General features: G+C 67.2%; 24 protein-coding genes and 1 pseudogene. 19 read left to right on the plus strand and 6 right to left on the minus strand.

Features of this window, described 5'->3' with window-relative positions; all coding sequences use genetic code 11:
• Positions 1-9: 9 nt before the first annotated feature.
• From QFZ65_RS04780 to QFZ65_RS04820, 9 genes are all read left to right on the plus strand, one after another.
• Positions 10-1,647: a methyltransferase gene (locus tag QFZ65_RS04780; protein WP_306908529.1), complete on the plus strand. Its 1,638-nt coding sequence runs from the start codon at positions 10-12 to the stop codon at positions 1,645-1,647.
• Between the two features lie 72 nt (positions 1,648-1,719).
• The gene (locus QFZ65_RS04785; RefSeq protein WP_306908531.1) at positions 1,720-2,463 is read left to right on the plus strand and encodes a helix-turn-helix transcriptional regulator; all 744 of its coding nucleotides are present in this window, start codon (positions 1,720-1,722) and stop codon (positions 2,461-2,463) included.
• Between the two features lie 113 nt (positions 2,464-2,576).
• Positions 2,577-5,321, plus strand: coding sequence for a type I DNA topoisomerase (topA, locus tag QFZ65_RS04790; RefSeq protein WP_306908533.1), 2,745 nt, complete (start codon positions 2,577-2,579; stop codon positions 5,319-5,321).
• Between the two features lie 59 nt (positions 5,322-5,380).
• Positions 5,381-5,845 (plus strand): SseB family protein, encoded by a 465-nt coding sequence (locus tag QFZ65_RS04795; protein ID WP_306908535.1) that lies wholly within the window; start codon positions 5,381-5,383, stop codon positions 5,843-5,845.
• A gap of 42 nt (positions 5,846-5,887) precedes the next feature.
• The gene (locus tag QFZ65_RS04800) at positions 5,888-6,898 is read left to right on the plus strand and encodes a Ppx/GppA phosphatase family protein (protein ID WP_306908537.1); all 1,011 of its coding nucleotides are present in this window, start codon (positions 5,888-5,890) and stop codon (positions 6,896-6,898) included.
• A 111-nt stretch (positions 6,899-7,009) separates the two neighbouring features.
• Complete coding sequence (locus QFZ65_RS04805) at positions 7,010-7,351, plus strand: YciI family protein (RefSeq protein ID WP_306908538.1); 342 nt, start codon at positions 7,010-7,012, stop codon at positions 7,349-7,351.
• A gap of 27 nt (positions 7,352-7,378) precedes the next feature.
• Complete coding sequence (locus tag QFZ65_RS04810) at positions 7,379-8,683, plus strand: RNA polymerase sigma factor (RefSeq protein WP_306908539.1); 1,305 nt, start codon at positions 7,379-7,381, stop codon at positions 8,681-8,683.
• Between the two features lie 261 nt (positions 8,684-8,944).
• A complete protein-coding gene (gene proC / locus QFZ65_RS04815) occupies positions 8,945-9,778 on the plus strand; it encodes a pyrroline-5-carboxylate reductase (protein ID WP_306908541.1) in 834 nt (277 codons plus the stop codon).
• 55 nt (positions 9,779-9,833) lie between these two features.
• The gene (locus tag QFZ65_RS04820) at positions 9,834-10,418 is read left to right on the plus strand and encodes an HhH-GPD-type base excision DNA repair protein (RefSeq protein ID WP_306908543.1); all 585 of its coding nucleotides are present in this window, start codon (positions 9,834-9,836) and stop codon (positions 10,416-10,418) included.
• A 156-nt stretch (positions 10,419-10,574) separates the two neighbouring features.
• Here the strand turns inward: QFZ65_RS04820 and QFZ65_RS04825 are convergent, their stop codons facing one another.
• Both QFZ65_RS04825 and QFZ65_RS04830 read right to left on the minus strand, forming a co-directional pair.
• Positions 10,575-11,213, minus strand: a complete 639-nt coding sequence (locus QFZ65_RS04825) for a TrkA family potassium uptake protein (protein ID WP_373427630.1) — start codon at positions 11,211-11,213, stop codon at positions 10,575-10,577.
• 40 nt (positions 11,214-11,253) lie between these two features.
• A pseudogene (locus QFZ65_RS04830) lies at positions 11,254-12,688 on the minus strand (TrkH family potassium uptake protein).
• 103 nt (positions 12,689-12,791) lie between these two features.
• Between QFZ65_RS04830 and QFZ65_RS04835 the strand changes: the two are divergent.
• Complete coding sequence (locus QFZ65_RS04835) at positions 12,792-14,003, plus strand: acetoin utilization protein AcuC (RefSeq protein ID WP_306908547.1); 1,212 nt, start codon at positions 12,792-12,794, stop codon at positions 14,001-14,003.
• Between the two features lie 96 nt (positions 14,004-14,099).
• Positions 14,100-14,666: a helix-turn-helix transcriptional regulator gene (locus tag QFZ65_RS04840; protein ID WP_306908549.1), complete on the plus strand. Its 567-nt coding sequence runs from the start codon at positions 14,100-14,102 to the stop codon at positions 14,664-14,666.
• A gap of 10 nt (positions 14,667-14,676) precedes the next feature.
• Here the strand turns inward: QFZ65_RS04840 and QFZ65_RS04845 are convergent, their stop codons facing one another.
• On the minus strand, positions 14,677-16,017 hold the full coding sequence (locus QFZ65_RS04845) for an alpha-hydroxy acid oxidase (RefSeq protein ID WP_306908551.1): 1,341 nt from the start codon (positions 16,015-16,017) through the stop codon (positions 14,677-14,679).
• Between the two features lie 120 nt (positions 16,018-16,137).
• Between QFZ65_RS04845 and QFZ65_RS04850 the strand changes: the two genes are divergently transcribed.
• The 4 genes from QFZ65_RS04850 to QFZ65_RS04865 all read left to right on the plus strand — a co-directional run bounded on the left by QFZ65_RS04850 (position 16,138) and on the right by QFZ65_RS04865 (position 18,914).
• Positions 16,138-16,827, plus strand: a complete 690-nt coding sequence (locus tag QFZ65_RS04850) for a FadR/GntR family transcriptional regulator (protein ID WP_306908553.1) — start codon at positions 16,138-16,140, stop codon at positions 16,825-16,827.
• A 246-nt stretch (positions 16,828-17,073) separates the two neighbouring features.
• Positions 17,074-18,186 (plus strand): 3-deoxy-7-phosphoheptulonate synthase, encoded by a 1,113-nt coding sequence (locus QFZ65_RS04855; RefSeq protein ID WP_306908555.1) that lies wholly within the window; start codon positions 17,074-17,076, stop codon positions 18,184-18,186.
• A 212-nt stretch (positions 18,187-18,398) separates the two neighbouring features.
• Positions 18,399-18,611, plus strand: coding sequence for a helix-turn-helix domain-containing protein (locus QFZ65_RS04860; RefSeq protein WP_306908557.1), 213 nt, complete (start codon positions 18,399-18,401; stop codon positions 18,609-18,611).
• A 204-nt stretch (positions 18,612-18,815) separates the two neighbouring features.
• Positions 18,816-18,914 carry a 30S ribosomal protein bS22 gene (locus QFZ65_RS04865; protein ID WP_003792170.1) on the plus strand — a complete coding sequence of 33 codons (99 nt, stop codon included), beginning with the start codon at positions 18,816-18,818 and terminating at the stop codon, positions 18,912-18,914.
• A gap of 123 nt (positions 18,915-19,037) precedes the next feature.
• Here the strand turns inward: QFZ65_RS04865 and QFZ65_RS04870 are convergent, their stop codons facing one another.
• Complete coding sequence (locus QFZ65_RS04870; protein WP_306908559.1) at positions 19,038-19,853, minus strand: HAD family phosphatase; 816 nt, start codon at positions 19,851-19,853, stop codon at positions 19,038-19,040.
• Positions 19,854-19,944: 91 nt separating this feature from the next.
• Here QFZ65_RS04870 and QFZ65_RS04875 point away from each other — a divergent pair, with 91 nt between their 5' ends.
• The gene (locus QFZ65_RS04875) at positions 19,945-20,217 is read left to right on the plus strand and encodes a glutaredoxin family protein (RefSeq protein ID WP_306908561.1); all 273 of its coding nucleotides are present in this window, start codon (positions 19,945-19,947) and stop codon (positions 20,215-20,217) included.
• A 73-nt stretch (positions 20,218-20,290) separates the two neighbouring features.
• Positions 20,291-20,986: a redox-sensing transcriptional repressor Rex gene (locus tag QFZ65_RS04880; RefSeq protein ID WP_306908564.1), complete on the plus strand. Its 696-nt coding sequence runs from the start codon at positions 20,291-20,293 to the stop codon at positions 20,984-20,986.
• 47 nt (positions 20,987-21,033) lie between these two features.
• Here QFZ65_RS04880 and QFZ65_RS04885 read toward each other — a convergent pair whose 3' ends face one another.
• Complete coding sequence (locus tag QFZ65_RS04885) at positions 21,034-21,777, minus strand: hypothetical protein (protein WP_306908565.1); 744 nt, start codon at positions 21,775-21,777, stop codon at positions 21,034-21,036.
• Between the two features lie 236 nt (positions 21,778-22,013).
• Positions 22,014-22,562, minus strand: coding sequence for a YceI family protein (locus QFZ65_RS04890; RefSeq protein ID WP_306908567.1), 549 nt, complete (start codon positions 22,560-22,562; stop codon positions 22,014-22,016).
• A 208-nt stretch (positions 22,563-22,770) separates the two neighbouring features.
• On the opposite strand from QFZ65_RS04890, the gene QFZ65_RS04895 reads away from it, so the two are divergent.
• Positions 22,771-23,436, plus strand: coding sequence for a histidine phosphatase family protein (locus QFZ65_RS04895; RefSeq protein ID WP_306908568.1), 666 nt, complete (start codon positions 22,771-22,773; stop codon positions 23,434-23,436).
• A gap of 2 nt (positions 23,437-23,438) precedes the next feature.
• The gene (locus tag QFZ65_RS04900; RefSeq protein WP_306908570.1) at positions 23,439-24,080 is read left to right on the plus strand and encodes a TlpA disulfide reductase family protein; all 642 of its coding nucleotides are present in this window, start codon (positions 23,439-23,441) and stop codon (positions 24,078-24,080) included.
• Positions 24,081-24,086: the final 6 nt, after the last annotated feature.

Consider the following 24,086-nt stretch of genomic DNA (forward strand, 5'->3'; position numbering starts at 1 on the left):
GCTTGTCCGGTGACCGACTCAACGCTCTTTACCGACGGCAACATCCCCGACGCGCCCCGCAGCGACCTTCCGGGGTTGCTTGAAGCCCTGGCGGCCGACCTGGGGACCATCAGCTACACCGTCGACGGAGTAGCGGAACTGCTCGGCGAGGCAGCGCATTCGGCCCTCAGCCGGGACCAGCTGGTCCCGGCACTGATCGTCACCGGACGGGCCCTGTCCGGGGACCCGACGACGGCGGCGCTCGCCGCCGTCGTCCGGCTTTGGCTGCTGGCCGAGCCGCAGCCGGCCGCGACCGTCGACGCTGCCCTCCCCAGCATCCGCACCCAGGGCCTGCTGCAGCTGGGCCTGGTGGAACCGTCCGCGGAGGGTCTGGTGCAGGCGCGCGTTGACCTGCGCCCTTACGGCTGGGCCGGCACCGAGGGGGACGACACCGTCAGCAGCGGCGGAGCCGACCTGTGGGTCGCCAGCGACCTCGCCGCGCACCAGCGCCCCGGCGTCCTCCGCCACGACCATGTGCTGGGGATCGGGCAGGCGTCCACCACGCTGGTCCAGGTCACAACCCGCCGCCATGTTGCCCGGGCCCTGGACCTGGGCACCGGCTGCGGCATCCAGACGTTCCACCTGCTGCACCACGCGGAGCACGTCACGGCCACGGACATCTCGGAGCGCGCCCTGGCCTTCACCCGCTTCAATCTGTTGCTCAACGCCGCCGAACTGCATGTGGATCCCGCCAACCTTGCGGACCGCGTGAGCCTCCGCCTGGGTTCACTGCTGGAACCGGTGGCCGGCGAGAAGTTCGAACTGGTGGTTTCCAATCCGCCGTTCGTCATCACGCCACGTAGCGCCGGTGAAGCCGCGGCGGACCAGTTCACGTACCGCGACGGCGGCCTGCCGGGAGATGACATTGTCGCTTCCCTGGTCCGCGCCCTGCCCTCGGTTCTCGCCCCGGCGGGAACGGCCCAGTTACTGGGCAACTGGGAGATCCCGGAGGGGGCTGCCTGGGACGAGCGGCCCCAAAGCTGGGCCAGCCAGGACACGGACGCGTGGTTCATCCAACGGGAACAGGTGGGGCCGGAACAGTACGCGGAGACCTGGCTGCAGGACGCGTCCGAATCCCGGGACCGCCGGCTTTACCAGGACTCCTATGCCGCCTACCTTGACGACTTTGCTTCCCGGAAGGTGGGGGCCATCGGCTTCGGAATGATCTGGTTGCGGCGCCCGGCACAGGGAGCGGCCCCGGTGCTTTCCCGTTTCGAGGAAATCACGTACCCGATCGAGCAGCCCGTCGGGCCCCACCTGGGCGCCGCCGTCGAACGTGCCGACTGGCTGGCCGCCCACGAACTGGCGGACGCGCACCTGCTGGTGGCCGAGGATGTCACAGAGGAACGGCACCAGCGCCCCGGCGCCGAACACCCCGGCGTGATCCTGCTGCGCCAGGGTGCGGGCCTTCGGCGCACCAACCTGCTGAGCACGGAACTGGCCGGCTTTGTCTCTGCGTGCGACGGCGACCTGTCCGTCGGGCAAATCATCGGCGCCCTGGAGGCGTTGCTCGGTGGGTACGACGGCTTTGACGCCGGGACTTTCCATGGCGGGCTCCTCGCGGACGTGCGAAACCTGGTCCGGGACGGCTTCCTGCTCCCCGCCTGACGGCCACACGGACCCGGCTCAAGGCTGTCAAGCATCCCCTTCAGAGCCGGCGGCGCTCGATAGACTGGTTCCGTGAATGCAGAAACCCCCACGGCGGGGTCGCCGGACGCGAAGCGCCGCCAGCGCCCGGAAAAGAAAGTGGAAATCACCGATCCGAAGGCGATCCGAGCGCTTGCCCATGCCGCCCGGCTGGAAGTCATTTCCGAGCTGTATGCCACCCAGGTCAGCCGGACGGCCACCGAGCTCGCCGCCCAGACCGGCCTCACGCCCAGCGCCATGAGCTACCACCTCCGCGCGCTGCAGAAGTGGGGCATGGTGGTGCCCGCGGCCACTGCCGGCGACGCCCGCGAACGCCGCTGGAAAGCCGCCGGCACCGACTTCACGATCAACTCCGGCGGGGGAGTGGCGAGCCCGGAATTCGCCGTGCTGGACCTGGAGCTGGATGCGTTCCGCCGCCGCGTCAACTCCTATGCCAAAACGCGGGTCGAACGCCGCGAGCGGGGCGAGTCCGCGGACGGCCCCTCGTCGGTTGTGCTGGCCAGCAACCTGCTGTATCTCACACCGGACCAACGGACCGAATTGACCGAGCGGTTGTTTGCCCTGCTCCGGGACTACGAGCTCGAGGACCCGGACCGCGTGCCCGACGGCGCCCAGCGGATGGCGACCATGTGGTCGATGATCCCGGATGACCGCGGCAACGCTGCCGTGCCAGGGCGCGCCGCGGAGAGTCCCGCCGGCATGCTTGGCGGCAGCGCCGACGGCCCCTCCACAGGCCGGGGGCGCGGGCCGGAACACGGCGTCACATCTCTGCTCTGAGTCGCTGCGGCGGACCCGTGTTTTCCACACGGTTGCGCGGAAATCGGCAAAATATGGTGAACTAGGCGGGTATGGGCGCATCTGCCCGAGCAACCTTTTTCTGTAGGAGCACCGTGCCAAGCAAGGCCAAAACCGGCAAGAAACTCGTCATTGTTGAGTCTCCCGCCAAGAGCAAGACCATCGCCAAGTACCTCGGCGAGGGCTTTATCGTCGAGGCCTCCATCGGTCACATCCGCGACCTGCCGCAGCCCTCGGAACTCCCTGCTGAACTGAAAAAGACGTCGGTGGGCAAGTTCGCCGTCGACGTTGAAAACGACTTCAAGCCGTACTACGTGGTGTCCGCGGACAAGAAGAAAAAGGTCGCCGAACTCAAGGCCCAGCTCAAAGACGCCGATGCGCTCTATCTCGCAACCGATGGGGACCGCGAGGGCGAGGCCATCGCGTGGCACCTGCTGGAGGTACTGAAGCCCAAGGTGCCGGTTTACCGCATGACGTTCGGTGAAATCACCAAGGAAGCCATCCACCGCGCCATGGACAACCTGCGCGACGTCGACCAGGACCTGGTGGATGCGCAGGAGACCCGCCGCGTGCTGGACCGGCTGTACGGATACGAGATCTCGCCCGTGCTGTGGCGCAAGGTTGCCCGCGGCCTCTCCGCCGGCCGCGTGCAGTCCGTGGTGACCCGCATGGTGGTGGACCGCGAACGCGAGCGCATGGCGTTCAAGGCGGCCTCCTACTGGGACCTCACCGGCCAGTTCGGGACCGGAGCCGGTTCGGCGTCCTTCAAGGCCAAGTTGGCAGCGGTCGACGGCGCCAAGGTCGCCAGCGGCCGTGACTTCAACGACAATGGCGAGCTCACCGCCCGAAACGTCGTCCACCTCAACGAGGAACTCGCCACCTCCCTCGCGGCGGGGCTGCAGGATGCGGACTTCCGCGTCCGCTCCGTCGACACCAAGCCCTACACCCGCCGCCCGGCGGCGCCGTTCACCACCTCCACGCTGCAGCAGGAGGCCGGCCGCAAGCTGCGCTTCTCCTCGAAAAGCACCATGCAGGTGGCCCAGCGCCTGTACGAAAACGGCTACATCACCTATATGCGTACGGACTCGTCCGCACTGAGCAACGAGGCCGTCACGGCCGCGCGGCGCCAGGCCTCGGAACTGTACGGTCCGGAATACATCCCGGCGTCTCCGCGGGTCTACAGCGGCAAGGCCGCGAACGCGCAGGAGGCCCACGAGGCCATCCGCCCCGCCGGTGACTCCTTCCGCACCCCGGCCCAGGTGGCCAAGCAGCTGTCCGGCGACGAGTTCCGGCTCTACGAGCTCATCTGGAAGCGCACCGTCGCCTCGCAGATGGCCGACGCCAAGGGTTCAACGGCCACCATCCGCCTCGGCGCAGTGGCTGCTGCCACGACGGGCGCAAGCCGGGACGCGGAATTCTCGGCCTCAGGCACGGTCATCACGTTCCCCGGGTTCCTCGCCGCGTACGAAGAAGGCAAGGACGAAAGCCGCGGCGACGAGGATTCCGAGGAAGCCCGCCGGCTGCCGAACGTCGCCAAGGACGATGCCCTCACGGCCTCGGAGATTGTCGCCGTCGGCCATGAGACGTCGCCGCCGCCGCGCTTCACGGAAGCGTCCCTGACCGCCGAGCTGGAAAAGAAGGGGATCGGCCGCCCGTCGACCTACGCCTCCACCATCTCCACCATCCAGGACCGCGGCTACGTCCGGAAGCAGGGCTCCGCGCTGGTTCCGAGCTGGATCGCGTTCTCCGTGGTCCGGCTCCTGGAACAGCACTTCCACGACTACGTGGACTACGAGTTCACGGCCGACATGGAAGCGGACCTGGACAAGATCGCGAACGGCGAGGCGGCCGGTGCCACCTGGCTGAAGCACTTCTACTTCGGTGAAGACGCCGATCCCGGCCTCCTGAGCATCGTGAACAACCTCGGCGAAATTGATGCCCGCGAGATCAATTCGATCCCCATCACGGACGAGATCACGCTGCGGGTGGGCAAGTTCGGTCCTTACTTGGAGAGCTCCGCCGCGACGGTGGATCCAAAAACCGGTGAAGTCGTGGAGAACTCCCGCGCCAACGTTCCCGAGGACCTGGCGCCGGACGAGCTCACTGCCGCCAAGGCCGTCGAACTGATGGAGACCGCGGCGCCGGAGGAACGGGTGCTCGGCAAGGATCCGCACACGGGGCACACGGTCGTGGCCAAGAACGGCCGCTACGGAGCCTACGTCACCGAGATCATTCCCGAGATGACCGAGGAACAGCTGGCCAACCAGCCGGTGGAGTACTACAAGAACGGCAAACCCAAGCCGCCGAAAAAGCCCGTCAAGGCCAAACCGCGCACCGGGTCCCTGTTTGCGTCCATGGGCGTGGACACCATCACGCTGGATGAGGCGCTGCAGCTCATGAGCCTTCCCCGGGTGCTCGGCCAGGACGCCGAGGGCAACCCGATCACCGTCCAGAACGGCCGGTTCGGCCCGTACCTGAAGAAGGGTACGGATTCCCGGTCCATCGGGTCCGAGGAAGAAATCTTCACCATCACGCTCGAACAGGCGCTGGAGATCTACTCGCAGCCCAAACAACGTGGCGCCCGCGCGGCCGTCCCCCCGCTGGCGGAGTTCGGTCCGGACCCGGTTTCGGAGAAGAACATCGTGGTGAAGGAAGGCCGTTTCGGCCCGTACATCACCGATGGCGTCACCAACATCACCGTCCCGCGCACCACCTCGCTGGAAGAGCTGACCCGGGAACGCGCCGTCGAGCTGCTTGCGGAAAAGCGCGCCAAGGGACCGGTCAAGCGTACGACGACGGCCCGCAAGGCTCCCGCGCGCAAGGCCGTCGCCAAGAAGTAGGGCGGGCTGCCGGCGTCGTCGTGTTTGCGGAGCCGGCAGCGACGTGATCGAGTAGGAGCATGACTGAACAGCAGACTCCTTCAGATCCCCAGCCGCTGAACGATCTCGAAGAGCAGCTCGCCCGGGGTGAGCAGCCTGACGCCAATCCTATTGACGTCATCCTGGCCTTCCTCAATAACGAGGTGTACGTGGTCAGCTCCGACGCCCTTGAGGGACCGGACTCGCAGGTCGAGCCGCTTGTGCTCGCCAATTCCGCCGGCAAGCCCGTCCTGGCAGTGTTTTCGCACCCGAGCCGCGTCGGGGAGCAGTACCTGGAAGCTGCGCCCAATGTGCTTGGCACGCAGGGTGCCGCGATCATCGGCAACCTCGGGGACGAGCTCGGCATGGTCATCAACCCCGGCGCAGCATTCGGCTTCGAGATCGATCCGGAAGGCGTTGCCAACATCCGCCGCGATTTCAAGCCCGCCGATGCCGACGGGCAGGATGCCGGGGACCTCCCAGGACCCGGGGGCGGGCAGGGCTAAGGCCGGTTAGGCCAGCCGCCCCCGCGGGGGAATAATGGCACCATGCGTCTTGGCGTCCTCGATATCGGTTCGAATACCGTCCACCTGCTGCTGGTCGACGCGCACCCGGGCGCGCGCCCGGTGCCCTTCGCCTCCCACAAACGCCCGCTGTCCCTCGTGCAGTTCCTCGACGGCGACGGCAACATCAACGACGCCGGCCAGAATGAGCTGATTGAGTTCGTCCTGGAGGCCTGGGAATTCGCCGCCAAGCACAAGGCCGCCGATCTCCTGGCGTTCTGCACGTCGGCCATCCGCGAGGCCACGAACGGGCCCGCAGTCCTGGCCCGGGTCAAGCACGAAACCACCGTGACCCTCCAGGAACTGGCCGGCAGTGAAGAAGCCTCCATGACGTTCTTCGCGGTCCGCCGCTGGTACGGCTGGGGCGCCGGTCCAATCCTGGACCTCGACATCGGCGGCGGTTCATTCGAAATGGCCTACGGGCAGGACGAACTCCCCGAACTGGCCATGTCCGTCCCGCTCGGAGCGAGCCGGCTGACGCGGGACTGGCTGCGCGAGGACCCGCCCACGGCCAGGAGCGTCAAGGAACTCCGGGGCTACATCCGGGCCACGCTCAGTCCTGTGGTGCGCAACTTCGAAAGCCTGGGCCGGGCGAACCTCGTGGCCGGAACCTCCAAGACCTTCCGCTCCCTGGCGCGCATCGCGGGGGCCGCACCCAGTGCCGCCGGACCCTACGTCAAGCGTGAGCTGTTCGCCACGGACCTGGGCCTCTGGGCGCAGCGCATCTCGGCCATGACCATTGAGGACCGGCTGCACCTTCCCGGGGTCTCGGAGGCCCGTGCACCCCAGCTGCTGGCCGGTGCGCTCGTGGCGGAGGCGGCACTGGAGCTCTTCCGGTTCCCCAGCATGGAAATCTGCCCTTGGGCCTTGCGGGAGGGGCTCATTCTGCGGCGCCTGGACCAGCTGGTCTTCGACGGGCCGCTGGAACCGGCTCCGCACGTGGGCCGGCTCGCGGACACCCAGTCCGCCGCCCGCCGGGCCGCCGAGGTCAGCTGAGCGAAACCGGTGCAACTTCCGGCAGGAAAGTGTCGATCCGGGTGCAGTCCGTTCGTTTAGAAGGTGAGAGGCCGGTACAGAGCCGGCCGGATCGTCAAGGAGGACATCACGATGGCACAGTACCTGCTCAGCGTTTACCAGCCTGTTGGCCCGGCGCCGGAACCGGAGGTCCTAGAACCCATCATGAAGGACCTCGAGAACGTCAACCGAGACATGAAGGCCGCCGGTGTGTGGGTGTTCGCGGCGGGGCTGCACCCCACCGACACCGCCACCGTCGTCCGGCAGCAGGGTTCTGAAGTGCTCGTCACGGACGGTCCCTTTGTGGAGGGGAAGGAGCACCTCGGCGGGTTCACCGTCATTGACGCAGCGGATCTTGATGTGGCGCTTGGCTGGGCCGGAAAACTGGCCCGCGCAACCACCCTGCCCATCGAAGTGCGGCCTATCCAGCACTAGGAACTCGGCCAGCACAGGAATCAGGCCATGTCCCAGGACGAGCCCGGCGCGGAGATAGCGCGGATCTTCCGGCAGGAGTACGGACGTGCCGTGGCGGTCCTCACCCGGGCTTTCGGGAGTATCGACCTCGCCGAAGAAGCAGTCCAGGACGCTTTCACCGCCGCGCTGGAGCATTGGCCTGCCGGGGGTCCGCCCGCCAGTCCCGCCGGCTGGATCATCACCACGGCCCGGAACCGCGCCATCGACCGGTTGCGGCGGGAAGCCAGCAGGGACGACCGGCAGGCCAGGGCAGCCCTGCTGCAGGCAGCGCGGACGGGCCCGTCAAACGCAGCTTTCCCCGGAATCGGGACATCGGGCAGTGAGGCGGAGGAGGAAGCAGTGTCCGATGACAGGCTGCGGCTCATCTTCACCTGCTGCCACCCGGCGCTCAACAAGGCAGCCCGGGTGGCCCTGACGCTGCGCCTGTTGGGCGGGCTGGGCACGGCGGAGATCGCCCGTGCCTTCCTGGTTCCGGAGGCCACCATGGCCCAGCGGCTGGTCCGGGCCAAGGCAAAAATCCGGAACGCCAACATTCCCTACCGCGTCCCGCAGGGAGCCGAGTTGCCGGGCCGGCTGCGGTCGGTGCTCGCCGTCGTGTATCTCTTCTTCAACGAAGGCTACAGTCCGAGCTCCGGCCCCGGACCGGTCCGCCCGGACCTTTGCGCCGAAGCGGTTCGGCTGGGCCGGCTGCTCGCGTCCCTCATGCCGGATGAAGCGGAGGCAAAGGGCCTGCTGGCCCTGATGCTGCTCAGTGAATCCCGGCGCGGTGCTCGGTTGGATCCCGACCGGCGCGACGACGACGGCGGGCTGGTCCTGCTGGCGGATCAAGACCGGCGGTTGTGGAACAGGCAGCTCATCGCCGAAGGCCAGGAGCTGGTACGTCAGTGCCTGCGCCGCAACCAGCCCGGACCGTACCAGCTGCAGGCCGCCATCAACGCCGTGCACAGCGACGCACCCGACGCTGCATCGACCGACTGGGGACAGATCCTCAGCCTCTACGATCAGCTGCTCGCCGTCGCTCCCGGCCCCGTTCCAGCGCTCAACCGGGCCGTGGCCGTCGCCGAACTCTACGGGCCGCACGAGGCGTTGCTGCAGCTCGAGGGCCTGGGCCTGGACAACTTCTACCTTTTCCACGCCGTCCGTGCCGACTTCCTCAGGCGGCTGAACCGCTTCGGCGACGCCGCCGCGGCCTATCGTTCTGCCCTGCAGCTGGCGGGAAACGACGCGGACAAAACCTTCCTGGCAGCCCGGCTGCGGGGTCTGGGGATATCCCAGCCGCGGTGGAACGAGTAACGCCGCCAGCAACCCCACGCCTAGGCAGCACCCGCTCCTGAACAGCACCCGCGCCTTAAACGGCGAAGGCACCGGCGGGCCGCTGCGGGAAAAATGGGGGAAACCCTTGCAGACCACCGGTGCCAGGCAACCATCCGCATGGTTGCGGTATCACTCGCACCCTCAATGAGGTACTCACCAAGGTAGTGCCGCAATTTGTGAGAAGGCTGCGCCGTTGGTGTGAGCTGGCTGGGAATCATGGCGGACTGCAATGATGGGGACATGAGCAACCGAATCGCTTTCCTGGGCTGTGGGTCAATGAACGAGGCAATCATGGGCGGCCTGATCGCCGGCGGAACCGACCCGGCGGACATCGTCGCCACCGTCCGCCGTGCCGAACGCGCCGCGGAGTTGGCTGAACGGCACCCCGGCATCACGGCAATCGCCGGCGAAGAGGAACCGGACAACAATAAGCAGGCGGCCACCGGATCCCGGGTCGTGATCCTGGGCGTCAAGCCGGTGGGCATTGCGGACCTCGCCCGGGAGGTCGGTGACTCGCTCGCACCGGATGCGATCGTGATCAGCGTCGCCGCGGCGGTGTCCCTGGAGCAGCTGGAAGCGGCCTTGCCCGCGGGCCAGCCCGTCATCCGCACCATGCCCAACACCCCGGCGAAGCTGGGGCGGGGTGTCGTCTCGGTGTCACCTGGAACCCACTGCACCGCCGCGCAGCTCCAGCTCGCCAAGGACCTCCTGGCTGCCGCCGGCACCGTCGTCGAGGTTCCCGAGGACCAGGTCGACGCCTTGTCTGCCGTCAGCGGCTCCGGGCCTGCTTATGCTTTCTACCTCGCGGAAGCCATGGCGGCGGCCGGCGTTGAGCTGGGACTGGACCCGGAACTGTCACTGCTGATCGCCCGCGAAACCGTCGCCGGGGCCGGCCTCATGCTGGCCGAGCCCGGCGCGGATCCGACGGCGCTCCGGAAAGCCGTCACCAGCCCGAACGGCACCACGGAACGGGCCATCGCCACCTTCGACGAGCGCGGCCTGTCCGCCATCGTTGCCGACGGCGCCCGGGCCGCCGCCGAGCGCGCCGCGGAGATCACCAGGCAGCTGGCTTAGCGGGACTGCGGGCCCGGCCCATGACGCAGAGCGGACCGGGTGGCAGGATAGGCGCATGGAACTACACATCACAGGGGATCCGGCGGCGGACAGACTCCTCAGCGACGACGCGTTTGCCCTGCTCACCGGCATGCTGCTGGACCAGCAGGTGACCATGGAGTCAGCCTTTGCCGGTCCCGAAAAGATCCGGACGCGCATCGGGTCCATGGAGCCGGCGGCGATCGCCGCATACGATCCGCAGGAGTTCGTCGACGTGTTCAAGGAGCGGCCCGCCGTCCACCGGTTCCCCGGATCAATGGCGGCCCGTGTCCAGACCCTTGCTGAGACGGTACGCAACGACTGGAACGGCGACGCCACTGCCATCTGGACGCAAGGCGGCCCCGACGGGCAGGAGGTGTTGCGCCGGCTCAAGGCGCTGCCGGGATTCGGCGAACAAAAGGCGAAGATCTTCCTGGCCCTCCTGGGAAAGCAGTGTGGCCTCCAGGCTGAAGGCTGGCGCGAGGCCGCCGGCCACTATGGCGAGGACAACGCCTTCTTGTCGGTCGCTGACATTGTTGATCCGGAGTCCCTGGCCAAGGTGCGGGCCAGCAAGCAGGCCGCCAAGGCCGCCGCAAAGGCTGCCAAGACCGCCGGACCTTGATCCTGCGGTAGCCAGGCCAGCGGCACTGGGAAAGACGCGTCCGACGGCGGAGGCGCCCGGTCCCGGGTCAGCAGTCCCGGGTCAGCAGTCCCGGGTCAGCAGGGCCGAGCCCCATCGGGCCCCAGCCGGGCCCCAGCCGAGCCCCATCGGGCCCCGTCAGGGCCGGGCGGCGAACCTTTCCAGCAAGTCCACGTGGCCCGACACGATGAGCATGTCCCGGGCAGAGACCTTCGTCTCCGGGCGGGCATAGGTGAAGTCCTCGCCCGGGGATTTGACGCCCACGATCGTCACACCGTATTTGGAGCGGACCTTGGACTCCTCAAGGGTGAAGCCGACGGTTTCGCGCGGTGGGTACATCTTCACGATCGCGAAGTCGTCGTCGAACTCGATGAAGTCGAGCATCCGGCCGGAGACAAGGTGCGCCGCGCGGACGCCGGCGTCGGCTTCCGGATAGATGACATGGTGGGCGCCGATGCGGGTCAGGATCTTGCCGTGCGAGGGGGTGATCGCCTTGACCCAGAGGTGTTGGATGCCGAGGTCCACGAGGTTGACCGTGATCAGCACGGAGGACTCGATCGACGTGCCCACTCCCACCACAGCGGAGCTGAACTCCTGCGCGCCGAGCTGCCGGAGGGCGTCGATGTTGGTTGCGTCGGCCTCGACGACGTGCGTCAGGACGCTGGCCCATTTCTGCACCAGGGTCCGGTCGCGTTCAATGGCGAGCACCTCACGGCCCTGCTTGACCAGCTGCTCGGCGGTGGATGAGCCGAAACGGCCCAGCCCGATCACCAGCACGGGGGCGTTGTGGGCGGGCCGGTCGACGGCGCCTGTTGAACTAGCCAATGATGGGTCTCTCTTCCGGGTAGTGGTACAGCTGGCTGCGCTGGCGCAGGGCCAGCGCGGCGGCAAGGGTGACGGTTCCGACGCGCCCGGCAAACATCAGGGCGCTGAGGACATAGACGCCCGACGGCGGCAGTTCGGCGCTGAGGTTGGTGCTCAGGCCCACCGTGGCGAAGGCGGAGATGGTTTCAAACAGGACCCGGTCCAGGGACGCGCCGCTGATCTCAAGTAGCAGCAGCGCCGACACGGCCACCAGGGTTGCGCCGGCGACGATCACCGAGATGGCCACCCGCATGGTGCCCGCCGGAATGGTGCGGCCGTAAATCTTCACGTCCGAGTCTCCCCGGGCCTCGGCGACGATCGCCAGGAACATGACTGCGATGGTGGTGACCTTGATGCCGCCGGCCGTCGAGGCCGAGCCGCCGCCGGCGAACATCAGGGCATCCGTCAGCAGCATGGTGGTCGAATCCATCTGGTTCTGGTCCACCAGGTTGAAGCCTCCGGACCGGGTCATCACGGAGGCGAAGAGCGAATGGATGACCTTGTCCGAGTCGCTCATGCCGCCGATGGTCCGCGAGTTTTCCCACTCCATCAGCCCCCACAGCACGGTGCCCCGCCAACAGGAGGATGAAGGACACCTGGATGGTCAGCTTGGTGTGCAGGTTCCATTTCTTCCAGTTCAGTCCGTTCTGCTGCAGCACCATGACCACGGGGAAGCCCAGGCTGCCGAGGAAGACGCCCAGCATCAGCGGCACCAGGATCCACAGATCGGTCTCATAGGGGACGATGCCGTCCGAATGGGGCGTGAAACCGGCGTTGTTGAAAGCGGAGATGGAGTAGAACACGCCGTGCCAGACTGACTGGCCGAAACTTTCGCCCAGAGCGAGGAAACGCGGGATCATCGCCAGGGCGAGGGCTCCTTCGATCACCACGGAGGTGACGATCACGATCCTCAGCAGCGTGCCCACCTCGCCCAGCCGGCCGGCGTTCATGGCCTCCTGCGCAATCAACTTGCCGCGGACGCCCAGTCTCTTGCTGACCATGAGCGCCAACAGGGACGCCAGCGTCAGGGTGCCCAGGCCGCCGACGAAGACGCCGATCAGGATGACGAGCTGCCCGAAGAAGGACCAGTGCGCGGCGGTGGAGACCACCGTCAGGCCTGTGACGCAGACGGCGGACACGGCCGTGAACAGCGCCTGGTGCACGGGCGTGACGGTTCCGGAGGCCGAGGACAGCGGCAACGACAGCAGGGCCGTGAAGACCAGGATCACCACGGCGAAGGTGGTGAGTGCAAGGCGCGCGGGCGAGCTGTTGGCAATGCTGTCGATGAAGTCGCGCAGCCGCGTGAAGATCCACAGGCCCTCCCGCTCGGGGGGAGGCCCGGGATGCCAGCTGACCGGGCTCGTGGACCTCGACTGGCTTTGCGTCATGTGTGGCGTGTCCTCGGTTGAATCTTCTTCCTTCAGTAGTAAACCACTAAAGTCCGCGCAGTGACGGGGGAGCAGGCGGCCCGGCTCGGGTAGCCTGTGATTGATGACATACCTGCCCGGACTCGCGCGGACCGCATTGCCGACGACGGTGGTGTGGCACCCGGACATGACTGCCTACAATTTCGGGTACGGCCACCCGATGGCTCCGGAGCGGATGGAGCTCACGGCCCGGCTGGCCGGCAGCCTCGGCCTGCTGGACCTGGAGCACGTCAGCGTCGCGGCCCCCGAGGTGGCATCCGACAACGAACTCCACACCGTGCACAGTCCCGAATTCGTGGCCGCCGTCCGCCGGGTGAGTGCGGACCCGGGCACCTCCGATGTGGAGCGCGGACTCGGCACCGAGGACGATCCCGCTTTCGCCGGCATGCACGAGGCCAGCGCCCGGCTCGCCGGCGGCTCGCTGCTCGCCGCCGCCGCAATCCTCGACGGCAGCGCCGTCCGGGCGGTGAACTTCGGCGGCGGGATGCACCACGCCTCCCGCGAGCGCGCGAGCGGCTTCTGCATCTACAACGACGCCGCCCTGGCGGTCCAGCGCCTGCTCGACGGCGGCGTGCAGCGGGTCGCGTACATCGACGTCGACGCCCACCACGGCGACGGCACCCAAAGCATCTTCTGGGATGATCCGCGCGTCCTGACCATCTCGCTGCATGAGTCCGGACTGACCCTTTTCCCGGGCACCGGCTTCGCCAATGAGATCGGCGGACCGAAGGCCGAGGGCAGCGCCGTGAATGTCGCGCTTCCGACCGGCACCCGCGATGCCGGCTGGCTGCGGGCCTTCCACGCGGTGGTGCCGCAACTGGTGGGAGCCTTTGAGCCGGAGGTGATTGTCAGCCAGCATGGTTGCGATTCGCACCGGCTGGATCCGCTGACCCACCTGAACATCAGCGTGGACGGCCAGCGGGAAGTTGCCACGGCGATCGGCAACCTCGCCGCCCGCTATTGCGGTGACCGCTGGATCTCCACCGGCGGCGGCGGCTACAACGTCATAAGCGTGGTGCCCCGCTCCTGGAGCCACCTGATCGCGATCGCGGCAGGACGCCCGGTCCCGCTCCGGACGCCGGTCCCGGAGGACTGGCGGCACTACGTCCAGGACAAGTACGGCGCCGAACCGCCCGCCATGATGGGGGACGACGTGGACCTGTGGTGGCGATCCTGGGAGGTAGGGTTCGACCCCAACGACGAAGTGGACCGCACTGTCATGGCCACCCGCAAGGAAGTGTTTCCGCTCTACGGCCTGGATCCCTGGTTCGACTGACGCAGCCGGAGCCTCGCCTGGATCGGCGGAGCCTGGCCGGGACGGGCCGGGAAATAGTGGATGCCATCCGGCGTATATGTCGCTAGTGTGGAGGACATGGTGACAGACGACGTATTTGCCGTCATTGCTGAGGCAACCCGGCGTGACATTCTGGTGGCCCTCCGCAAGGGGGACAAGGCAGTGGGGGAGCTGGTCCAGGAGCTCGAGGCAAGCCAGCCCACCATCTCCAAACATCTGAAAGTGCTCCGCGAAGCGGACCTCGTGAGCATGCGGGCCCAGGGCCAGAAACGCTACTACGCCCTGAACCCGAAGCCGCTCGCAGGCATCGCGAACTGGCTCCAGACGTTCGACGTCGGCACCCCGGCCCCGCCCGCGGCCCGCTTTCCGGACACGCTGCTTGAGCCCGCTGCAGATAACCTCGCCCTGGCCGGCGCCAGCCCTGCCGCTCCGCAGCCGGCCGCCGCGGCCGCCGCCGCGGCCGGACCCGCCGCTGCCCTGGCCGGCCGGAGCGCCAGCAGCCCGCTGAGTCCCGCCGTCGTTCTCCCCGTCGGTGCCCCTGGCGAGGACAGGATGCCGCAACAGATCGGACGCACCGTCGGCCGTGCCGCCACGAAGGCCGCCGACCTGCTGGCCAACCTGCCGAAGTTCGGCCGCAGGAAGTAGCCGGGGCGGACTACTTCGTCAGCAGCCGCACGTGGTCCGGGTTCAGGTCCGAGAGCCGGCTGACGCCCAGCAGGGCCATGGTGCGGACCATGTCCGTCTCCAGGATCTCGAGGGCGCGGGCCACGCCGGCCTGGCCGCCGGCCATCAGCCCGTACAGGTATGCCCGGCCGATCAGCGTGAAGTCCGCGCCGAGGGCCAGCGCGGCGATGATATCCGCGCCGCTCATGATGCCCGTGTCCAGGATCACCGCCGCGTCGCTGTGATCGGCCTCGAGTGCCGCGTTCACGTCTGGCAGCAGGTGGAACGGAATCGGGGCGCGGTCCAGCTGGCGGCCGCCGTGGTTGGACAGGATGATCCCGTCCGCCCCGTGGTCCACCACCCTACGTGCGTCCTCGACGGTCTGGATCCCCTTGACCACGAGCTTGCCCTTCCAGGTCTCCCGCAGCCAGTCGAGGTCGTCAAAGGTAAGGGTCGGGTCGAACATGGAGTTGATGAGCTCAGCCACGGTACCCGTGTAGCGCGAGAGGGATGCGAAGGTCAGTGGCTCGTGGGTGAGAAAATTGAACCACCAGGCCGGGCGGTAGGACGCGTCCACAACGGTCTTGAGCGTCAGCGCGGGCGGGATGGTCATGCCGTTCCGGACGTCGCGCAGCCTGGCCCCGGCGACGGCAGTGTCCACGGTGACCATGAGGGTGTCATTGCTGGCCCTGGCGGCCCGCTCGATGAGTTCGAGGGAACGGTTCCGGTCGGTCCAGAGGTAGAGCTGGAACCAGTTCCGGCCGTCCGGGGCTGCCGCGGCCACGTCCTCAATGGAGGCCGTGCCCATCGTGGAGAGGGTGTAGGGGATGCCGGCTTCCGCGGCGGCCCGGGAGCCCGCATATTCTCCCTCCGACTGCATCATCCGCGTAAAGCCGGTGGGTGCGATACCGACCGGAAGCCGCGACGGCTTCCCCAGGATCTCGGTACCGAGGTCCACCTTGGACACGTCACGCAAGATGCCCGGGCGGAATTCGATGTCCAGGAACGCCTGCCGTGCCCGCCGCAGGGTGATCTCGGCCTCGGCAGCGCCGTCGGTGTAGTCAAAGGGGGCCTGCGGTGTGCGGCGCTTGGCCATGTCCCGGAGGTCCCAGATGGTGCTGGCACGGCGGAGTTTGGCGGTCCGGCTGAACTCCGGCTTCTTGAACTGCATCAGTGGGGCAAGGTCCGAGTACTTCGGCACCCGGCGCCTCAGCGCGTCGGGAACGAGCGGCGCGCCGCTGGCGGGGCGTGGTGCAGCGGCTCCGCCGGCCGGTGTGGAGTCGGCCGGGGCGCTGGGCACCTCGGGGTTGCCGGGCTTGATGGTGTGGGTCATGGCTGCCTCCGGGCAAGGTCTCGTCTGTGCAGGTGTGCTCTGTACCCGGCGAAGCTCCACCGGATGTGGTCCAACCACAGTCTAGGCCTGTGGTTGGACCACATCAAGTACGATGGGCCTATGCGAACCCACCAGCTTGTCCTGAAGTGGATTGAAGGACAGCTCTCCAGCGGTGAGCTGGTGCTGGGGGGCAGGCTTCCGGCCGAGCGCTCGCTCGCCGAGCAGCTTCACGTCTCCCGCACCTCGGTCCGCGAGGCCATCCGGGTGTTGGAAGCCATGGGTGTGCTCCGCGCCGGAGTGGGTTCGGGCCCGGACGCGGGGACGGTGGTGATCGCCGACCCCACCGCGGCCCTGGGCTCGGCCCTCCGCTTGCATGTCGCCACCACCCACCTGCCCGTTAACGACATCGTGGAGACGCGCGTGCTGCTGGAATCCTGGGCCGCGTCGCGCGCCCGGCCGGAGTCCCCGGCGCTCGCCGAGGCCGCCCTTCTGCTCGAGGCGATGGACAGCTGCGCCGGGACGGAGGAGTTCCTGGCCCTCGACGTGCGTTTCCATCTGGCCCTGGCGGACGCGGCCGGTAACGCCGTGGTCAGTGCCATGATGGGCTCCCTGCGCGAAGCGATCCAGGACTACGCGGGCCGGCTCACCGGAAACCTGCCGGACTGGAACGCCGTGGCGGCACGCCTCCGGGCCGAGCACCGGGGCATCCTGGCGGCCATCAAGGGGAACGACGGCGGCCGCGCGGCGCAGTTGGTGGCCGACCATATCGAGGGCTACTACGCGGAAGCTGGGCTGGGGCCGGGGAGCTGATTCCCGAGGCTGTGGCGCAATGTTACGCACCCCGGTTTGCCGCGCGGACGATTCCGGGGCTATGGTCGGGGCTATGACAAACCGTTGGTATGCGTATTTTTCGTTGGCTCTGGAGGGGCCCGCGTCTAACTGACACGCATCCAACTTTCCTTCAGAGCCAACAGGGCAGAGATCATTCTCTGCCCTTCGCCATTTCCCGGCGGGTTCTGATCAGGGCCCGCTCCGCACCTTGGACAGGACCCGAACATGAGCACCGAAGCAGCCCCCAAGTCGCAGCACTCGACGTCCAACCTGCGTGTCAGCGAGTTCATGCAGCTGCCCACACCGCAGGCCGTGATGGCTGAGTTGCCGCTGGGCGCCCGCGCCGCCGACGTCGTCGGACGAGGCCGGGAGGAGGTCCGGGCCATCCTGGACGGCGTCGACGACCGGCTCCTGGTGATTGTCGGCCCATGCTCCATCCACGATCCCAAGGCCGGTCTCGAATACGCCCGCAGGCTGGTCAGCCAGGCGGAAATGCACCGGGAAGACCTGCTGATCGTGATGCGCACCTACTTCGAGAAGCCGCGGACCACCGTGGGCTGGAAGGGCCTGATCAATGATCCTCTGCTCGATGGCAGCCACGACATCGCCGCCGGGCTGCGGGCAGCCCGAGGGTTCCTGCAGCAGGTCACCGCGCTCGGCCTGCCCACCGCCACCGAATTCCTTGAGCCGGTCAGCCCCCAATACATGGCTGACCTGGTCTCCTGGGGCGCAATCGGGGCACGGACCACCGAAAGCCAGATCCACCGGCAGCTCGCCTCGGGGCTTTCGATGCCGATCGGTTTCAAGAACGGGACCGACGGCGGGCTCCAGGTCGCGCTGGATGCCTGCAGTGCCGCCGGTGCTGCCCAGGCCTTCCTCGGGATCGACGACGAGGGCCGGGCTGCACTCGTGTCGACGGCGGGCAACCCGGACGCCCACATCATCCTCCGCGGCGGCCGGACGGGCCCGAACTACTCCGCAGCCGACGTCGAGGCCGCTTCCTCGGCTCTGGCCGCGCGGCAGCTGAACCCGCGCCTGATCGTCGACGCCAGCCACGCCAACAGCGGGAAGAGCCACCACCGGCAGGCCGAGGTCGCCCTCGAGGTCGGGGCCCAGCTGGAAACCGGGGGAGCATCGGCGGCGGCCATCGCGGGCGTCATGCTGGAGAGCTTCCTGGTCGGCGGAGCGCAGAACCTGGACGTGGATGCGCACGCGGCAGGACGGGACGAGCTGCTCTACGGCCAGAGTGTCACGGACGCGTGCATGGACTGGGAGGTGACGGCGTCCGTCCTCGCGCAGCTGGCGGCGTCGGCGCGAACTAGGCGGACCCGGGGCTAGGCGTCCCAAGGCCGGGGCTTCCCGCGGCGAGAAATCGAGCCGCCGCTCGGCACTTCTTGCGGGCGGTCTGCCCTGTTGCAGGCCGGGCCTTTCACAGCGGCACCATCAGCCCCTAGAGTATCTAACACACGGTTGTTTGATGGCTCAGCATCGGCACACCGCCATGTCCCCTGTCTTGGGGCTGCCGCTTGTTGAGTTAGGAATAGGGAAAAATGTCACCGGAGGCCAACTTCTCCAACGCACGATTCTTGACCGTGGCGGAAGTCGCGGCGCTTATGCGGGTGTCCAAAATGACGGTGTATCGCCTCGTCCACTCCGGTGAGATGCCCGCGGTCCGGTTCGGCCGCTCGTACCGGGTGCCGGAAAGCGCCGTCGAACAGTACCTCAAGGGTGCCGTGGTGGACGGCCACACCGAGACCGGTTAGATCCCGCGTGCCTGTTGGACCGGGGCCCTGCCCCGTGCCTCGGCCCCGGTGCCTTGGCCCCGGTCATGGTGTGCCCCGGATAGGCGGTACCCTGTTAAGGAACGTTTTACGTCAAAGTAAGAACCTGTCTGTTGTTCAGTCTGCTGCTTAGCCCGCGGACCCTTCCCAACGGCAGGTACTACATCTAGCCGGTAAGGAACTTTCGTGGGTTCAGTTATTAAGAAGCGTCGCAAGCGTATGGCCAAGAAGAAGCACCGCAAGTTGCTTCGCAAGACGCGCCACCAGCGCCGCAATAAGAAGTAGTACCACTTCGTACTGCAGGAAAGATGCCCGTTGCCTTCCAGGCCGCGGGCATCTTTTTTCTTTTTCGCAGTGCTACGGCGGCGGTCCATCCAACGGGAACGGACCCAGAAGCCCTAAGAGGGATCAGCGGGGGCCGCGGAAGCGGGAGAAGCCCCGCCACAGCCCGTAGATCACGCCACCGGCGGTGGCCGCCCTAAGGCCCAGCGTGGCGGCCCGCCGCCCGGAGCGGAAGTCGTAAACGGGCCAGTTGTTTTCCCGTGCATGGCGCCGCAGGCGGGAGTCGGGGTTGATCGCCACGGGGTGCCCCACCATGCTCAACAGCGGAATGTCGTTGTGCGAATCGCTGTAGGCCCAGCACTGGTTGAGGTCCAGACCCTCAGTCCGGGCGATCTCCCTGACTGCGACAGCCTTTGCCGGGCCGTGCAGGATATCGCCCACCAGCCGTCCCGTGTACGAGCCGTCCAGGATCTCGCCGACGGTACCCAGGGCTCCCGTCAGCCCCAGTCGGCTGGCGATCACAGTGGCCACCTCGATGGGCGTGGCGGTCACAAGCCAGACCCTGCGGCCCACCCTGAGGTGCTGCTCGGCCAGCGCCTTGGCGCCCGGCCAGATCCGGGATTCGATCATCTCGTCGTAGACTTCTTCGCCCAGCGCAGCGACGTCCTCAACCGTGAATCCGGACGCCAGGTTGAGGGCCGAGTCGCGGACAGCGTGCACGTCGTCCATGTTTTCGCCGCGCAGCACGAACATGAGCTGCTTCCACGCAAAGCCCGCCGCCTGCGGAATGGTGAACGCTCCGCGCTGGTGCATCTTGCGTGCAACATGGAACAGGCTCGCGCCCTTCATGAGGGTGTTGTCGACGTCGAAAAAGGCCGCTTCACCGTGCTGCGGCGCTGCAGCAGGGTTCGTGGTAACAGCGACGTACTTCTCCTCGGGCATGCCACGAGTCTAGTTCCTGCCGCAGCAGGGCCGGCGGCCGCGCCTCCGGCCCGCGTCGACGCCCGGCGATGCGCCGGGCTACCGTGGAACCATGCCTTCGCCCGCGCCCCGTCCCGATGTCGTTCTGATCACCAAAGCTGACTGCCACCTCTGCGCCGCCGCGCGCGCCGCCGTCGCGCGGGTCACGGAGGCGCTGGGGATCGGCTGGAGCGAGCAGTCGGTGGATTCCGACCCTGCGCTCCGGGAGCGCTTCGCCGAGGAGATTCCCGTGGTGCTGGTTGACGGTATCCAGCGGGATTTCTGGACGATCGATGAAGCCCGCCTTGAGCGGACCCTGCGACGGGCGCTCGACGGGCGGTCCTGAGCGCGACTGCTTTGTTGGCTGAACTGCGTGGGCTCTAGAGTGGGAAACACAACGCGACGCAATGGAGCAGATAGTGACTTCGCTGGATTCATCCCCCGAGGCTGTGCCCGGGGGAGCCGGGACTGCCGCAAAGCAGATCCCACCTGCCGCCGTGGCCCGGCTGACCATCTATCTGCGCGCCCTCACCACCCTGCTGGCCGACGGCGTGGACCGGGTTTCGTCCGAGTCGCTGGCCGAGGCCTCCGGCGTCAGCTCTTCGACTCTCCGCAAGGACCTGTCCTACGTCGGGTCCTACGGGACGCGTGGCGTGGGCTACGAGGTTCAATACCTCAACCGGAATATTGCGGCCGCTTTGGGCCTGACGCACGACTGGAGGGTTGCGATCGTCGGCGCCGGCAACCTGGGCAAGGCTTTGGCCCGGTATGGCGGTTTTGAATCCCGGGGATTCGACATCGTTGCGATCTTCGACGCCGACCAGATGGTTGTGGGCAGCGAAGTGGGCTGGCTGCGCGTCAGCGACGCGGCGGACCTGGAGTCCGTCCTGTTGCGGACAGGGACCAACATGGTGGTCCTGGCCCTCCCCGCAGCCGCAGCGCAGGGCATGTGTGACCGTGTGGTGGCGGCCGGCGTGCGGAGCATCCTCAGTTTCGCCCCGGTGATGCTGCAGGTGCCCCCTGGAGTCAACCTCCGCAAAGTGGATATGGCAACAGAGCTCCAGATCCTCGCGTATCACGCACAAAGGGCGCAGGACCCGGAGGACGCCGACTAACGTCAGCGGCTCTGGCTCCCGCGCCCCATGGGCGGCTGCCCGGCGGATCAGTGCCCGAACGGGCTCCCGGGCTGACCGTAGGGATTGGCGAAGGGCTGCTGCTTGCGGAAGTACGGCGACGTCGTCGGCAGATACAGCATCACGATGCCCGCGACGCCGGCCAGCACAGCGAGGGTGCCGATGCTCAGCGGGAACAGGCTGAGGAGTGAGAGCGCGGCAAAGACCGTGCCGAGTACGCGTGCCCAGTTCTTGCCCTTGCGGACGTTGAGGGCCACGAGCGCGTAAAGGCCGGCGCTGATCACGGCGAACACCAGGATGGTCCCCACCAGGAAGGGCTTGATGTCGTTGAAACTGACGTTGGCCCCGCTGGCGGCCATCTGCTCCTCGAACATGTCCCGCATGGCGGGAGTGTCCAGGCTGCCGATGGACAGCAGGAGCGAGAGCAGCCACACCACTCCCGAGGCAACAATCAGCCAGAAGGCAATGTTGACGAGCTTGGGCACGCCGTCGGCCGTCTGCTGCTGGCCCGCAGGGTACTGGGAGTAGGGCGATTGGGCGTAGGGCGACTGCCCGTACTGTGGCGCGTTCTGCCCGTATTGCGGGGCGTTCTGCCCGTACTGTGGCGCGTTCTGCCCGTATTGCGGGGCGTTCTGCCCGTATTGCGGGGCGTTCTGCCCGTATTGCGGGGCGTTCTGCCCGTACTGAGGCGGGTTCTGCCCGTAGTTCGGGTTCGGCTGGTCGCCCGGGACGGGGCCGTCGGGGTTTGCCGGGGGGACTGGAGGAATGCTCATGGTCGGTCCTTCACGTGTCGATCTGGTCGGCTACCGGGACCGGTTCTCTGGCCCTGCCCCCAGCATGGTCTAGTCCAACCGTACAGCGGGCTCAGGCTGCGCGGATCATTCGAGAGAGGTATTCTTCGGCCGGATCCAGAGACACGGCCGTACAGTCGGGCCACCAGCTGGTAGTCGCTTAAACAGGACACCCCGCTCCGTCCGGAAGACGGAACGGGGTGTCCTGCAAGAGGTGACTAGGCTGCGGGAGCGATGAAGGCCAGTTCCAGGTTGATGGCAACCTTGTCGCTGACGAGCACGCCGCCGGCTTCGAGGACCGCATTCCAGGTCAGGCCGAAGTCCTTGCGGCTGATGGTTGTTTCGGCGGACAGGCCGGCGCGGGTGTTGCCGAACGGATCGACGGCAACGCCGTTGAACTCGGTCTCAAGGGCCACCGGACGGGTAACGCCCTTGATGGTGAGGTCGCCCTGGAGTTCGTAAGCGTCACCCTTGGGGACGATGGTGCTGGAGACGAAGGAGATTTCCGGGAACTTCTCGACGTCGAAGAAGTCCTCGCCGCGGACGTGGCCGTCGCGGTTGGCGTCGCCCGAATCGAAGCTCGCCGTCTTGATGGTTGCGTTGACCTTGGACTCGGCCACGTTTTCTGCGAGCTCCAGGGTGGCTTCGGCATCCTTGAACTGGCCACGGACCTTGCTGATGCCCGCGTGGCGGACGGTGAAGGCAATCTCGCTGTGCGAGTTGTCGAGGGACCAGGTGCCGGTGGTGATGTTTGCGGGAAGAGCCATGATGTTTCTCCTTGTATCGGGCGGGTAGTGCTCTAGTTCTGATCGCCAGTTGAACCTTTGCTTGAAGTCTCAACTAACTGCTGCATCCAGTATAAACATGCATTTGCATCTTTTATTCCAACGGCAGGGAACATTTCTTTAAACTTTCCAGTTCTACCTCCTGTAGAAGATTTCGTCATTGACCCTGCCCTTTGAGAAACTGGTACACATGCCCCACGCCATCGTTCATTTGCTCCGCCACGGCGAGGTCCACAATCCCGACGCCGTCCTCTACGGCCGGTTGCCGGAATTCCACCTGTCCGAGCTCGGCCGGCAGATGGCGGAGACACTTGCGGAGTACTTCCACGACCGTGCAGCCCAAGGGGTGAACATCGTGCACCTGGCCGCCTCTCCGCTGACCCGTGCCCAAGAGACGGCGCAGCCCATCACCGAAGCGCTCAACCTCGACATCACCACCGAGGAGCGGATCATCGAGGCAGAGAACTATTTCGAGGGGCTCCACGTCACGAAGGCGGAACTCCTCAAGCCGAAGCACTGGCCCAAGCTCCGCAACCCGCTCCGGCCCTCCTGGGGGGAGCCCTACAAGCAGCAGGCTGCCCGGGTGATTGCGGCCGTCCAGGATGCGCGGCTTCGGGCCATTGAACTCGGGGGAGCGGACGCCGAGGCCATCCTCGTGAGCCACCAGCTGCCCATCTGGGCCACCCGGCTCAGCGCCGAAGGCAAACCCCTCTGGCACGACCCGCGGAAGCGGGAATGCACGCTCACCTCCGTCACGTCCCTGGTGTTCGACGACGCCGGCAGCCTCGTGCGGGTCGATTACGGCGAGCCTGCTGCCGCCCTTCTGCCTGGTGCCTCCAGCACCCCGGGAGCCTGAGCATGACCGGAAGCAACGCCGGCCGGCCCGAGGCGAAACCGGCCCGGGCGGCAGTGACCCGCCGCAGCGTCCTGGCCGCCGGCGGCGCGGCGTTCGCCGTCGTACTGGGACTCTCCGGGTGTGCCCAGGAAGATGCGCTGGCCAAACAGGCCAAGGCAGGCGACAACAAGAACTACGTGGCCGGCGACGGGTCGGTGACGGAATTTGCCGCCGCCGACCGCAAGAGCCCCACGGACATTCACGGCAAGCTGTTCGACGGCACCACGGTGACGGCCGGGGACTTCCAGGGCAAGGTCACCGTGCTCAACTTCTGGTTTGCCGCCTGCGCCCCGTGCCGCGTGGAAGCGCCCTCACTGGAGGCCCTGCACCAGGAGTTCAAAAGCCAGGGCGTGCAGTTCTACGGTGTGAACCTCCGCGACGAGGCAGCAACCGCGGACGCGTTCGACAAGACGTTCAACCTCACGTACCCCAGCTTCAACGACAAGGACGGCGCCGTGCTGTTGGCCGTCTCCGGGCTCGTGCCGCCCGGCGCCGTGCCCACCACCTTGGTGCTGGACAAGCAGGGGCGGGTCGCCTCCCGGGTCCTTGGCGAGATCCAGAAAGGGACGCTTAAATCCCTTATCGCCGCTGCCGTGGCGGAGTAACGGGCA

It is taken from the genome of Arthrobacter sp. B3I9, assembly GCF_030816935.1.
Lineage (GTDB): Bacteria > Actinomycetota > Actinomycetes > Actinomycetales > Micrococcaceae > Arthrobacter.